Here is a 13,120-nt window from a genome sequence, read left to right as displayed (position 1 = left end):
CACCATTTTTACAGATAGTTAATGGAATCGGTTACAGAATTTTCATAAAAAGTGTGAGGCGCGTTAAATTTTTCGATCCGTCTTCAGCCTTCGATGGGATCGACGTCCAGTACCCACTTCACTTTACGCGCTTCCGGCAGGGTATTGATGAGCGCCAGCGTGCCGCTGACGATGTGCTGCAGGCGAATACGCGAGGGGTGCTGAAGCAAAATTTGCCAGCGGAAACGTCCACCGCGTTTTGGTGCCAGCGCCGGCACCGGGCCCAGGATCCACAGCTGGTTATCCACCAGCGGGCTGGCCTGCAGGAGATTCCTCAGCTGTTGCAGGAAAAGCGGCGCCTGCTGGTTGTTATGATCCTCCGCGCGGATGATGACGTGGCTGGTCCACGGCGGCAGCTGCATGGTCTGGCGTTCGGCCAGCGCCTGCTCGGCAAAGGCGTCATAGCCTTTGTGCAGCAGAGTCTGTAGCAGCGGGTGCTCAGGGTGATGCGTTTGCAGTACTACCTCGCCCTGTTTCCCCGCGCGTCCGGCACGCCCGGCAACCTGGGTATAAAGCTGGGCGAAGCGCTCGGCGGAGCGGAAATCTGCCGAGAACAGCGCGCCGTCAACGTCGAGCAGGGCGACCAGCGTCACGTCCGGGAAGTGGTGCCCTTTGGCCAGCATCTGGGTGCCAATCAGGATGCGCGCGCCGCCGCGATGCACTTCCGCCAGCTGCTGCTCCAGCGCCCCCTTGCGGCTGGTGGTGTCCCGGTCGATTCGGGAAATAGGCACGTCCGGGAAGAAAGGGCCAAGCGCCTGTTCCAGCTGTTCCGTTCCCAGCCCCACCGGCACGATATGCGTGGAACCACATGACGGGCACTGGCGAGGCACGGGACGCTGGCTGTCGCAGTGGTGGCAGCGTAAGTGTCGCTGGGCCTGATGGAAGGTGTAGTAGTGGTCGCAGCGCGGGCACTCGGCAATCCAGCCGCAGTCGTGGCACAGCAGGGCGGGGGCAAATCCGCGACGGTTGAGGAACAGAATGACCTGGTTCCCCGCCTGCAAATGCTGGCGCATGCGGGAAATCAAGGCGGGCGCTAAGCCGGCCTGCACCTGCTGGCCTTTGAGATCCAGCACGTGCTGAATGGCCGGGCGGGCATTCCCCGCGCGGCGCGTCAGGCGCAGCATGTGGTATTTACGCTGGCGCACGTTGTGCAGCGTTTCGAGCGCAGGCGTGGCGGATCCGAGAATAATAGGGATTTGCTCGCTGTGCGCACGGTAGACCGCCAGATCGCGGGCGTGATAGCGCCAGCCTTCCTGCTGTTTATAGGAGCTGTCGTGCTCTTCGTCGATCACGATAACGCCGAGGTTTTTAAACGGCGTAAACAGCGACGAGCGGGTGCCGATCACAATCGCCGCTTCGCCGTTTTTCGCTTTCAGCCAGGCGCTGAGGCGCTCGCTGTCGTTCAGCCCGGAGTGCAGCACCTCAACGGGCGCGTTAAAGCGCTCGCGGAAGCGGGCAATGGTCTGCGGTGTCAGGCCGATTTCCGGCACCATCACCAGCGCCTGTTTGCCCTGCGCGAGCACGTTTTCCAGCACGCTCAGATAGACTTCGGTCTTGCCGGAGCCCGTCACGCCCGCCAGCAGCCAGGCGGAAAAGTGGTCCGAGGCGCTATGAATGGCGCCTACCGCGGTAGCCTGCTCGGTATTCAGGCGCAGGCGATCGCCCGAGACGGAGAAGCCGTCGCGCCAGTCGTGAAGGGCGGGCGCTTCGCTGGCCAGCTCGCTCAACCCTTTCTTTCTTAATGCCTGTAGCGCCGTTTCGCTGACCTCAAGCTCGTCGACCTGGTGCCGCCAGATTTTTCCCTGACGCAGCGCCGCCAGCGCCTGCTGCTGTTTCTGCGAACGCTTCAGGCTGTTGATGTCCACGGCCTGCCCCTGTTCGGTGGCAAACCAGTACCACATCGGGGCGTGGCTGGCGCTCTTGCCCTGGCGCAGCAGGATCGGCAGGGCGTGGAACAGAACGTCGCCAATCGGGTGATGATAATAATCTGCCGCCCACAGCAGCAGTCGCCAGGTGCTGGTGGAGTAAACCGGCTCGCTGTCCAGCACCTCAACCACCGATTTCAGTTCATTGAGGGGTAATTCGCTTGTATCGCTGACGGAGACGACGATCCCCACGCGCTGCTGTTTGCCAAACGGCACGGTCACGCGACAGCCCGCTTTGGCGCTCATGCTGTCGGGCAGCAGGTAGTCAAAGGTGCGGGGAAGCGGAACGGGCAGGGCAACGTGAGCGACGGGCATCGAATCTTCCTGACTTGAAAAGTGGCGCGTTAGTATACACATTAGTAAAAGCGGCGTGCGGATCAGTTTGCATACGTTGGTTAAATTCTGTATGATTCGCCGCCTTTGGTGTACTTTACGCCAAAGAACTTACATTCAACATCGCGTGGTGTCTGGCGTTAGGGCTGGAAGAGCGACGCGGCCTTAACTGAGGTTCTCCCATGAAAAAAGATATTCACCCGAAATACGAAATGATTACTGCAAACTGCTCTTGCGGTAACTCTATCCAGATCCGCTCTACCGTGGGTCACGATCTGAACCTGGACGTGTGCGGCAAATGCCACCCGTTCTACACTGGTAAGCAGCGTGATGTTGCAACCGGTGGCCGTGTTGACCGCTTCAACAAGCGTTTCAGCATCCCGGGCGCTAAATAAGTTTCCCGAAAAAAAGGCACCGCAAGGTGCCTTTTTTGTATCCGCTTCTCAGTATTCCCACGTCTCCGGGTCAATACCCAGTTCACGCATGATCACCTTCGCCTCTTCCGGGATTTCGTCGCTACGCTCTTTGCGCAGATCGTCATCGTTCGGCAACGGTTGGCCGGTAAACGCATGCAGGAACGCTTCGCACAGCAGTTCGCTGTTGGTCGCGTGGCGCAGGTTGTTCACCTGACGACGCGTACGTTCATCGGTGAGGATCTTCAACACCTTCAGAGGAATGGAAACCGTAATTTTCTTTACTTGCTCACTCTTCTTACCGTGCTCAGCGTATGGGCTGATATATTCGCCGCTCCATTCAGCCATGAGATACCTTTAATCCTCTCAGTCATTAATCTAAAGGTGCAAACCGGTCACTGCCCGTTTTGAACCGTAATCTTGCGTAGTTTACCGTAGAGACGATACCGTGGCACGGATATTGCCGCTGCAGCGTGCACTAAAGCATATAATTTTAACGGCTATTTGTGCATTGCTCAATCTATACGCAAAGAAGTTTAGATGTCCAGATGTATTGACGTCCATACTTTCAATGTTTACTCTGGTGGCTGACTTTTCACCTCATTCGCCAGGAAGCCCTCACCATGACGCGTAAACAGGCCACGATCGCAGTGCGTAGCGGATTAAATGATGACGAGCAGTACGGCTGCGTTGTCCCGCCCATTCATCTTTCCAGCACCTACAATTTCACCGGATTTAATGAACCGCGCGCGCATGACTACTCGCGTCGCGGCAACCCTACGCGTGATGTAACCCAGCGCGCGCTGGCGGAACTGGAAGGCGGCGCGGGTGCGGTATTAACCAATACCGGTATGTCTGCCATTCACCTGGTGACCACGGTGTTCCTGAAGCCTGGCGATCTGCTGGTTGCGCCGCATGACTGTTACGGCGGCAGCTATCGTCTGTTTGACAGCCTGGCAAAGCGCGGCTGCTACCGCGTGCTGTTTGTCGATCAAAACGACGAACAGGCGCTGAAACAGGCGCTGGCAGAGAAGCCGAAGCTGGTTCTGGTGGAAAGTCCAAGCAACCCATTGTTGCGCGTTGTCGACATTGCGAAAATTTGTCAGCTCGCAAGGGATGCGGGAGCGATAAGTGTAGTGGATAATACCTTCCTCAGTCCGGCCCTTCAGAACCCGTTAGCACTGGGTGCGGATCTGGTATTGCATTCATGCACTAAATATCTGAACGGCCATTCTGACGTGGTGGCGGGCGTGGTGATTGCAAAAGATCCCGACGTTGTCACGGAACTGGCATGGTGGGCTAATAATATCGGCGTCACCGCGGGCGCGTTCGACAGCTACCTGCTGTTGCGCGGCATCCGCACGCTTTCGCCGCGCATGGACGTGGCGCAGCGTAATGCCCAGGCGATTGTCGATTTCCTGAAAACCCAGCCGCTGGTGAAGAAGCTTTATCACCCGTCGCTGCCGGAAAACCAGGGGCATGAGATTGCCGCGCGCCAGCAGAAGGGATTTGGCGCGATGTTAAGTTTTGAACTGGACGGTGACGAGCAAACGCTGCGTCGCTTCCTGAGCGGGCTGTCATTGTTTACGCTGGCGGAATCCTTAGGTGGGGTTGAAAGCTTGATCTCCCACGCCGCGACCATGACACACGCAGGTATGGCACCGGAAGCACGTGCCGCCGCCGGGATTTCTGAGACGCTGCTGCGTATCTCGACCGGTATTGAAGATTCTGAAGATTTAATTGCCGATCTGGAAAATGGCTTCCGGGTCGCAGCCAAGGGGTAATCATGAGTGTGATAGCGCAGGCAGGGGCGAAGGGTCGTCAGCTGCACAAGTTTGGTGGTAGTAGTCTTGCTGATGTGAAATGTTATCTGCGCGTCGCAGGGATCATGACCGAATATTCACAGCCGGGTGACATGATGGTTGTCTCGGCGGCGGGCAGCACCACCAACCAGTTGATTAGCTGGCTGAAACTGAGCCAGACCGATCGCCTTTCTGCGCATCAGGTGCAACAGTCCTTACGTCGTTACCAGAGCGAGCTGATTGCCGGCCTGCTGCCTGCGGACGTGGCGGACGGGCTGATCAGCGCCTTCACGCATGACCTTGAGCGTCTGGCTGCCCTGCTGGACAGCGGGATTACCGACGCGGTGTATGCCGAAGTGGTGGGCCACGGTGAAGTGTGGTCCGCGCGCCTGATGGCCGCCGTACTGCAACACCAGGGCGTAGACGCGGCCTGGCTCGACGCGCGTGATTTCCTGCGTGCGGAACGCGCCGCGCAGCCGCAGGTGGACGAAGGGTTGTCCTATCCGTTGCTGCAACAGCTGCTGGTGCAGCATCCGGGCAAACGTATTGTCGTCACCGGCTTTATCAGCCGCAGCAACGCCGGTGAAACCGTGCTGCTGGGCCGTAACGGCTCGGACTACTCGGCAACGCAGATCGGTGCCCTGGCGGGCGTGTCCCGCGTCACCATCTGGAGCGACGTGGCCGGTGTCTACAGCGCGGACCCGCGTAAAGTGAAAGATGCCTGCCTGCTTCCGCTGCTGCGTCTCGACGAAGCGAGCGAGCTGGCGCGTCTGGCGGCACCGGTTCTGCACGCCCGCACGCTGCAGCCGGTTTCCGGCAGCGATATTGACCTGCAGCTGCGCTGTAGCTATACGCCGGATCAGGGGTCTACCCGCATTGAGCGCGTGCTGGCGTCCGGCACGGGCGCGCGCATTGTCACCAGCCACGACGACATCTGCCTGATTGAGTTCCAGGTCCCTGCGGGTCAGGACTTCAGGCTGGCGCATAAAGATATCGACACGATCCTGAAACGCGCCCAGGTGCGTCCGCTGGCCGTTGGGGTGCATAACGATCGTCAGCTGCTGCAGTTCTGCTATACCGCCGAAGTGGCGGACAGCGCGCTGAAAATTCTCGACGAAGCGGGCCTGCCGGGCGAGCTTCGCCTGCGTCAGGAGCTGGCGCTGGTGGCGATGGTCGGCGCGGGCGTCACCCGTAACCCGCTGCACTGCCACCGCTTCTGGCAGCAGCTGAAGGGCCAGCCGGTGGAGTTCACCTGGCAGTCGGAAGAGGGCATCAGCCTGGTCGCCGTGCTGCGTAAAGGCCCAACCGAAAGCCTGATTCAGGGCCTGCACACCTCGCTGTTCCGCGCGGAAAAACGCATCGGCTTGGTGCTGTTTGGTAAGGGTAACATCGGTTCCCGCTGGCTGGAGCTGTTCGCCCGCGAACAGGTCACGCTTTCGGCGCGTACCGGGTTTGAATTTATTCTTGCGGGCGTGGTGGATAGCCGCCGCAGCCTGCTGAACTACGAAGGGCTGGACGCCAGCCGGGCGCTTGCCTTCTTTAACGATGAAGCGGTTGAGCAGGATGAAGAGTCGCTGTTCCTGTGGATGCGCGCGCACCCGTATGACGATCTGGTGGTGCTGGACGTCACCGCCAGCGAACAGCTTGCCGATCAGTATCTGGATTTCGCCAGCCACGGTTTCCACGTCATCAGCGCCAACAAGCTGGCGGGGGCGAGCAGCACCGATAAATACCGTCAGATCCACGACGCGTTTGAAAAAACGGGCCGCCACTGGCTCTATAATGCCACCGTTGGCGCGGGCCTGCCGGTTAACCATACCGTGCGTGACCTGATTGAAAGCGGCGACAGCATTCTGGCGCTGAGCGGTATCTTCTCCGGTACGCTCTCCTGGCTGTTCCTGCAGTTTGACGGCACCGTACCGTTCACCGACCTGGTGGATCAGGCGTGGCAGCAGGGCTTAACCGAGCCCGATCCGCGCGTTGACCTCTCCGGTAAAGACGTGATGCGCAAGCTGGTGATCCTGGCGCGTGAAGCCGGTTATGACATCGAACCGGATTCCGTACGCGTCGAATCGCTGGTGCCTGCGGGCTGCGAAGAAGGTTCTGTTGACCACTTCTTCGAAAACGGCGACGAGCTGAATGACCAGATGGTGCAGCGTCTGGAAGCGGCAAACGAGATGGGGCTGGTGCTGCGCTACGTGGCGCGTTTCGAGGCGAACGGTAAGGCGCGTGTGGGTGTCGAGGCGGTGCGTCCTGACCATCCGCTGGCGGCCCTGCTGCCGTGCGATAACGTCTTCGCCATTGAAAGCCGCTGGTACCGCGATAACCCGCTGGTGATCCGCGGCCCGGGCGCGGGGCGCGATGTCACCGCTGGGGCTATCCAGTCCGATATTAACCGTCTGGCTAAGCTGCTGTAAAAAGTGAATTTCCCTCTCCCTGTGGGAGAGGGTTAGGGTGAGGGCATCAGACCGAGCTCACCCTCATCATGAACTCCCTTCATCTTCCCTGAGCAAACCTCACCGTTATTGTGATTATTTCTGTTGACGTCACGCCGCTTTTCCGTCATTTTTACATCTGGACGTCTAAACGTATAGAAGTTCACAACACAACAGACAATGACACGCGAAAGATAGAGGTAAGGTATGAGCTTTTTTCACGCCAACCAGCGGGAAGCACTGAATCAGAGCCTGGCCGAAGTAAACGGCCAGATTAACGTCTCTTTTGAATTTTTCCCGCCGCGCACCAGTGAAATGGAGCAAACCCTGTGGAGCTCTATCGATCGCCTGAGCAGCCTGAAGCCGAAGTTTGTCTCCGTGACCTACGGCGCCAACTCCGGCGAGCGTGACCGTACGCACAGCATTATTAAAGGCATCAAAGATCGTACCGGTCTGGAAGCAGCGCCGCATCTGACCTGTATTGACGCCACCCGCGATGAGCTGCGCGCCATCGCTCAGGACTACTGGAATAATGGCATTCGCCACATTGTGGCCCTGCGTGGCGATCTGCCGCCGGGAAGCGGCAAGCCGGACATGTACGCTACCGATCTGGTCGCGCTGCTGAAAGACGTTGCTGATTTTGATATCTCCGTGGCCGCCTACCCTGAAGTCCACCCGGAAGCGAAAAGCGCCCAGGCGGATTTGCTTAACCTGAAGCGTAAGGTGGAGGCCGGTGCCAACCGCGCCATCACCCAGTTCTTCTTTGACGTGGAAAGCTATCTGCGCTTCCGCGACCGCTGCGTCTCGGCAGGTATCGACGTCGAAATTATCCCGGGCATTCTGCCAGTCTCTAACTTCAAACAGGCGAAGAAGTTCGCCGATATGACCAACGTTCGCATTCCGCTGTGGATGTCCAAAATGTACGAAGGGCTGGACGATGACGCGGAAACCCGCAAGCTGGTGGGGGCCAATATCGCGATGGACATGGTGAAGATCTTAAGCCGCGAAGGGGTGAAAGACTTCCACTTCTACACGCTTAACCGCGCGGAGATGAGCTACGCCATTTGTCATACGCTGGGCGTTCGTCCGGCGTAATCAGCAAAAAGCCCTCATAAAGTGAGGGCTTTTTAATCATATAAAAAGTTAAAAGGTATTAACTATCGAATCTGTGGATTAATTCAACTATATCTTATTGCTAGTGGTGTATATCGTAACGGTATCACTGTAAAGGGAGCATAGCGATGAGCACGTCAGACGAGACCAATAACGCGGCATCCGCCGGCAAATGTCCGTTCCATCAGGGCGGCGTCGATCACAGCGCGGGCGCAGGTACCGGCAGCAAAGAGTGGTGGCCTAAACAACTCCGCATCGATCTTCTAAACCAACATTCCAACCGTTCGAACCCTCTGGGTGAAGACTTCGACTACCGCAAAGAATTCAGCAAGCTCGACTATTCCGCCCTCAAGGGCGATCTCAAAGCCCTGTTAACCGATTCTCAACCCTGGTGGCCTGCCGACTGGGGCAGCTACGCGGGTCTGTTTATTCGCATGGCCTGGCACGGGGCAGGTACTTACCGCTCCGTTGACGGACGCGGCGGCGCCGGACGCGGCCAACAGCGCTTTGCGCCGCTGAACTCCTGGCCTGATAACGTCAGCCTGGATAAAGCGCGCCGCCTGCTGTGGCCAATCAAGCAAAAATACGGACAAAAAATCTCCTGGGCCGACCTGTTTATCCTCGCGGGTAACGTGGCGCTGGAGAACTCCGGCTTCCGCACCTTTGGTTTTGGCGCCGGTCGTGAAGACGTCTGGGAACCGGATCTGGACGTGAACTGGGGTGATGAAAAAGCCTGGCTGACCCACCGTGACCCGGAAGCACTGGCGAAGCGCCCGCTGGCGGCCACCGAAATGGGGCTGATTTACGTGAACCCGGAAGGGCCAAACGCCAGCGGTGAACCGCTGTCTGCTGCGGCGGCGATCCGCGCCACCTTTGGCAACATGGGTATGAACGACGAAGAGACCGTCGCGCTGATTGCCGGCGGCCATACGCTCGGTAAAACCCACGGCGCGGGTGAAGCCACGCACGTAGGTACCGATCCGGAAGCCTCGCCGATTGAAGCGCAGGGTTTAGGCTGGGCCAGCACGCACGGCACCGGTATTGGCGCTGACGCCATCACCTCCGGGCTGGAAGTCATCTGGTCGCAAACTCCGACCCAGTGGAGCAACTACTTCTTCGAGAACCTGTTCAAATACGAATGGGTGCAGACCCGCAGCCCGGCAGGCGCGATTCAGTTTGAAGCCGTGGATGCGCCGGAAATCATGCCAGACCCGTTTGACCCGTCGAAAAAACGTAAGCCAACCATGCTGGTCACCGACCTGACGCTGCGTTTCGACCCGGAATTCGAGAAAATTTCCCGTCGCTTCCTGAACGATCCGCAGGCCTTTAACGAAGCCTTCGCGCGCGCGTGGTTCAAACTGACCCACCGTGATATGGGGCCAAAAGCGCGGTACATCGGCCCGGAAGTGCCGAAAGAAGATCTGATTTGGCAGGACCCGCTGCCGGAGGCGGTATTCAATCCGACCAAAGAGGACATTGAAAGCCTGAAGGCGGAAATTGCGGCATCTGGTCTGTCCGTGAGCGAGCTGGTTTCCGTTGCCTGGGCGTCCGCCTCAACCTTCCGCGGCGGCGACAAGCGTGGCGGTGCCAACGGCGCGCGTCTGGCGCTGGCTCCTCAGCGTGACTGGGACGTGAACGCCGCGGCGGTTCGCGCGCTGCCGGCTCTGGAAGCTATCCAGCGCACCACCAACAAAGCCTCCCTGGCCGATATCATCGTGCTGGCGGGCGTGGTAGGCGTTGAGCAGGCGGCAAAAGCGGCAGGTGTGTATGTCACCGTTCCGTTCACCCCGGGCCGCGTGGATGCGCGTCAGGATCAGACGGATATTGAGATGTTTAACCTGCTCGAACCGATTGCCGATGGCTTCCGCAACTACCGTGCGCAGGTGGATGTATCCACAACGGAGTCACTGCTGGTTGATAAAGCCCAACAGCTGACGCTGACCGCACCGGAGCTGACGGTGCTGATTGGCGGCCTGCGCGTACTGGGTGCCAACTTTGATGGCAGTAAAAACGGCGTGTTCACCAACCGCGAAGGCGTGCTGAGCAATGATTTCTTCGTGAATCTGCTGGACATGAACACGCAGTGGAAGGCGACCGACGAATCTAATGAGCTGTTTGCCGGAAGCGATCGCGCCAGCGGTGAAGTGAAATATACCGCTACCCGCGCCGACCTGGTCTTCGGTTCTAACGCCGTCCTGCGCGCGCTGGCAGAGGTTTACGCCAGCGATGATGCGCATGAGAAGTTCGTCCGCGACTTCGTTGCCGCCTGGGCGAAGGTGATGGATTTGGACCGGTTTGACGTGAAGTAGCCGTTGTGCCGGGTGGCGCTAACGCTTACCCGGCCTACGGGCAAAAAAATCCCCGCTGATGCGGGGATTTTTATTCACGCTATTTACTCCCACTCCTGCAGGAACCGCTGCCCGTACTGGTCGGCCACCAGCAGTGCCGCATATACCTGATCCGGCGTGATGCCGCCGGGCATGTTGTGAATAGTTTCCCCTTCGGCACAGGACGCTTCGGCAATCAGACGCATTTTGGCCGGAATATCCTCTTTGATGTTCAGCTGTGCCAGGGTGATCGGCAGCCCTACGCTGTGGCAAAGCGCCGCGACGGTCTCAATTTCTTCTACCGGCGCGTTTTCCAGCACCAGCTGCGTCAGCGTACCAAACGCCACTTTTTCCCCATGATAGAAGTGATGCGCGTCCGGCACCGCCGTCATGCCGTTATGAATAGCGTGTGCAGCCGCCAGCCCGCCACTTTCAAAGCCGACGCCGCTGAGATAGGTGTTAGCTTCGATAATGCGTTCCAGCGCAGGCGTTACCACATGCTGTTCCGCCGCCAGCATCGCTTTTTCACCCTCTTCAACCAGCGTGTTGTAGCACAGCTCGGCGAGCGCTAATGCCGCCTGTGTGCATTTACCCCCGGCCATGGTGGTCGCGCCGCTGCGCGAGCAGGCGCGTGCTTCAAACCAGGTCGCCAGCGCGTCGCCAATCCCGGCGGCCAGCAGACGTGCAGGCGCACCTGCTACCACTTTCGTATCCACAATGACTATGTTCGGGTTGTGCGGCAGCATCAGGTAGCGATCGAACTCGCCGCTGTCGGTGTAAATAACGGAAAGGGCGCTGCACGGCGCGTCGGTGGAAGCGATAGTCGGCGCAATGGCGACCGGCACGTCCATAAAGTGAGCCAGCGCTTTCGGCCAACTTTTTCAGGCGATCGATTTCATTTTGCGAACATTCGCCGCCAAACGGCGCGATTTCGGCATGCAGTTCGGCTTTTTTAAAACTCTGGCGCAGGGTGTCTTCGGCAAAACCCAGCACAAACTTATCGCCGACGATCAGCCAGCGGTTTGCCAGGGGTTTCAGATAGTCGCCGAGACGGGTCAGCACACCCGCGCCCTGGATATATTTCCCCGGCGATTGAATGATACGGTCCATAACAGTTCTCCCTTAGAGATTGAGGTTACCAAACGCGTTTTTCCAGTCCTGCTCGAACTTTTCTATGGCCGACTCTACCGCTGGGGTACCGAGCATTTGTTGCGCTACGTCTAAGGGGAGCGTGATTGCCTCGCATCCGGCCAGCAGGCAGTCCAGCGCCTGACGCGGTGTTTTAAAGCTGGCAGCCAGCATCATGCTTTCCGGCGCATGCAGTTCCAGCAGGGACTGCAGCTCCTGTACCATGCCAATACCGTCGCCGCCCTGTGCGTCGACGCGGTTGACGTATGGCGCAACGTATTTCGCGCCTGCCAGCGCGGCCAGTAAACCCTGAGCGGCGCTGTAAACGGCGGTGCCCAGCGTGGTAATACCCTCTCTTTTCAGCCCTTTAATGGCGATAAGCCCCTGCGCGGTGACCGGAATTTTCACCACAATACCCGGGATGGCGTTACTCAGACGTTTGGCCTCCGCCACCATGCCTTCGGCGTCGCGGCTCATGGTTTGAGCAAACAGCGTACCCTCCGGCCCGACGGCTTTTTGCAGCCGCGGCAGCACGTCCCAGATGGATTCACGGCTGGCGGCAATGATGCTTGGGTTGGTGGTGACGCCCGCGATGGGGAAGATGCGCGCCAGGCGCTCAACTTCCGCCACGTTCGCGGTATCCAGATACAGTTCCATTATTTTTCCTTAAGTCAGAAAGGTTGAATAAAGGATAGGCCCGGCTGAGTGCGGCGGATACAGGTCAATTTTGCCAAATACTGGACAAATGTAATGTCCTTAGCGAAGTGCGATAGCGATCACAATGCTATTTTTTGGCGATAAGCTGGCTGTGATACTGGCGACGATATTCGGAAGGGGAACGCTCGGTGTGCTTGCGAAAGAGGCGACAAAAGTAGTTGCTGTCAGGAAATCCGCAGCGTGCGGCAATATCTTTAATTTTGAGATCGTAGCCTTTCAGCAGCTGGCGTGCATGTTCCAGCCGCGTTTGTGTCAGATACTCGTTGAACCCCACGTGGCCGATCTTCTGAAAGAGATGGGAAAGGTAATTCGGCGAGATGTAGAACGCCTGTGCCACGGATTCGCGCGTTAACGAAGAGGCGTAATTTTCTTCGATATAGCTACGAACGGCTTCGAATAGCGCCCGGCTGCGGTTAGCGGTGTGGATGTCACTGCCAAGCAGATCCCCGCAGTGGCTGAGCAAGCTTAATACCACCAGCATGGCTGTGTCTTGCTCGTCTGGCTGCATCTGTAATTCGGTGAGCGCTTGCAGAAGAAAAGCACCCGTTCGCGGGCCACGCCGGGGAACCTGCAGCTGCTGCAAAAGCGCGTTGTCACGCTGTAAATCGAGAGTCAGCTGCTGCTTACCGAAATGTATGCTCAGGGCGTTAGGCGGTGGAAGCGTGATGTGTCCAAAGGATGAAAATATCGCCTCACAGGGGGGAGCAAGGGTAATGACGAGGCAGGGAGATGTTCGGGGATGCTGTTCAGCCAGCGCCGAGAAATGAATCTGGCCCAGCGGTAACGTACGGTTCACCAGGTCAGCCAAAATTCGGGTGATATCGGAATACATGAGAAGACTACCGAAACGTGCCGGGCGGCGCTAAAAACGCCTGCCCGGCATAAAGC

Annotated in this window: 9 protein-coding genes and 1 pseudogene; 5 read left to right on the top strand and 5 right to left on the bottom strand. The window is 58.4% G+C overall.

Annotation, left to right across the window (positions count from 1 at the left end):
* Nucleotides 1–83: 83 nt before the first annotated feature.
* The gene (gene priA / locus ACMGGH_RS04740; protein WP_047362498.1) at nucleotides 84–2,279 is read right to left on the bottom strand and encodes a primosomal protein N'; all 2,196 of its coding nucleotides are present in this window, start codon (nucleotides 2,277–2,279) and stop codon (nucleotides 84–86) included.
* Nucleotides 2,280–2,479: 200 nt separating this feature from the next.
* On the opposite strand from priA, the gene rpmE reads away from it, so the two are divergent.
* Nucleotides 2,480–2,692 carry a 50S ribosomal protein L31 gene (rpmE, locus tag ACMGGH_RS04735; RefSeq protein ID WP_003862040.1) on the top strand — a complete coding sequence of 71 codons (213 nt, stop codon included), beginning with the start codon at nucleotides 2,480–2,482 and terminating at the stop codon, nucleotides 2,690–2,692.
* 48 nt (nucleotides 2,693–2,740) lie between these two features.
* Here the strand turns inward: rpmE and metJ are convergent, their stop codons facing one another.
* Entirely contained in the window at nucleotides 2,741–3,058 is a 318-nt protein-coding gene (gene metJ / locus ACMGGH_RS04730; protein ID WP_003862042.1) for a met regulon transcriptional regulator MetJ, read from the bottom strand.
* A 275-nt stretch (nucleotides 3,059–3,333) separates the two neighbouring features.
* On the opposite strand from metJ, the gene metB reads away from it, so the two are divergent.
* The 4 genes from metB to katG all read left to right on the top strand — a co-directional run bounded on the left by metB (nucleotide 3,334) and on the right by katG (nucleotide 10,369).
* The gene (gene metB / locus ACMGGH_RS04725; protein WP_021242813.1) at nucleotides 3,334–4,494 is read left to right on the top strand and encodes a cystathionine gamma-synthase; all 1,161 of its coding nucleotides are present in this window, start codon (nucleotides 3,334–3,336) and stop codon (nucleotides 4,492–4,494) included.
* A 2-nt stretch (nucleotides 4,495–4,496) separates the two neighbouring features.
* Nucleotides 4,497–6,929 (top strand): bifunctional aspartate kinase/homoserine dehydrogenase II, encoded by a 2,433-nt coding sequence (locus ACMGGH_RS04720; RefSeq protein WP_420299070.1) that lies wholly within the window; start codon nucleotides 4,497–4,499, stop codon nucleotides 6,927–6,929.
* Nucleotides 6,930–7,154: 225 nt separating this feature from the next.
* Complete coding sequence (gene metF / locus ACMGGH_RS04715) at nucleotides 7,155–8,042, top strand: methylenetetrahydrofolate reductase (protein WP_041911801.1); 888 nt, start codon at nucleotides 7,155–7,157, stop codon at nucleotides 8,040–8,042.
* A gap of 146 nt (nucleotides 8,043–8,188) precedes the next feature.
* Nucleotides 8,189–10,369, top strand: a complete 2,181-nt coding sequence (gene katG / locus ACMGGH_RS04710) for a catalase/peroxidase HPI (RefSeq protein WP_232949065.1) — start codon at nucleotides 8,189–8,191, stop codon at nucleotides 10,367–10,369.
* Nucleotides 10,370–10,452: 83 nt separating this feature from the next.
* Here katG and ACMGGH_RS04705 read toward each other — a convergent pair.
* The 3 genes and pseudogenes from ACMGGH_RS04705 to ACMGGH_RS04695 form a co-directional block, all read right to left on the bottom strand.
* A pseudogene (locus tag ACMGGH_RS04705) lies at nucleotides 10,453–11,497 on the bottom strand (glycerol dehydrogenase).
* 12 nt (nucleotides 11,498–11,509) lie between these two features.
* On the bottom strand, nucleotides 11,510–12,172 hold the full coding sequence (gene fsa, locus ACMGGH_RS04700; RefSeq protein WP_047366803.1) for a fructose-6-phosphate aldolase: 663 nt from the start codon (nucleotides 12,170–12,172) through the stop codon (nucleotides 11,510–11,512).
* Nucleotides 12,173–12,299: 127 nt separating this feature from the next.
* Nucleotides 12,300–13,064: a helix-turn-helix domain-containing protein gene (locus tag ACMGGH_RS04695; protein WP_049138078.1), complete on the bottom strand. Its 765-nt coding sequence runs from the start codon at nucleotides 13,062–13,064 to the stop codon at nucleotides 12,300–12,302.
* Nucleotides 13,065–13,120: the final 56 nt, after the last annotated feature.

The sequence above is a fragment of the Enterobacter sp. BNK-16 genome, assembly GCF_048684955.1.
Lineage (GTDB): Bacteria > Pseudomonadota > Gammaproteobacteria > Enterobacterales > Enterobacteriaceae > Enterobacter > Enterobacter bugandensis.
Note: the sequence above shows the minus strand (reverse complement) of the source record. Positions and strands in the feature narration are given on the sequence as shown.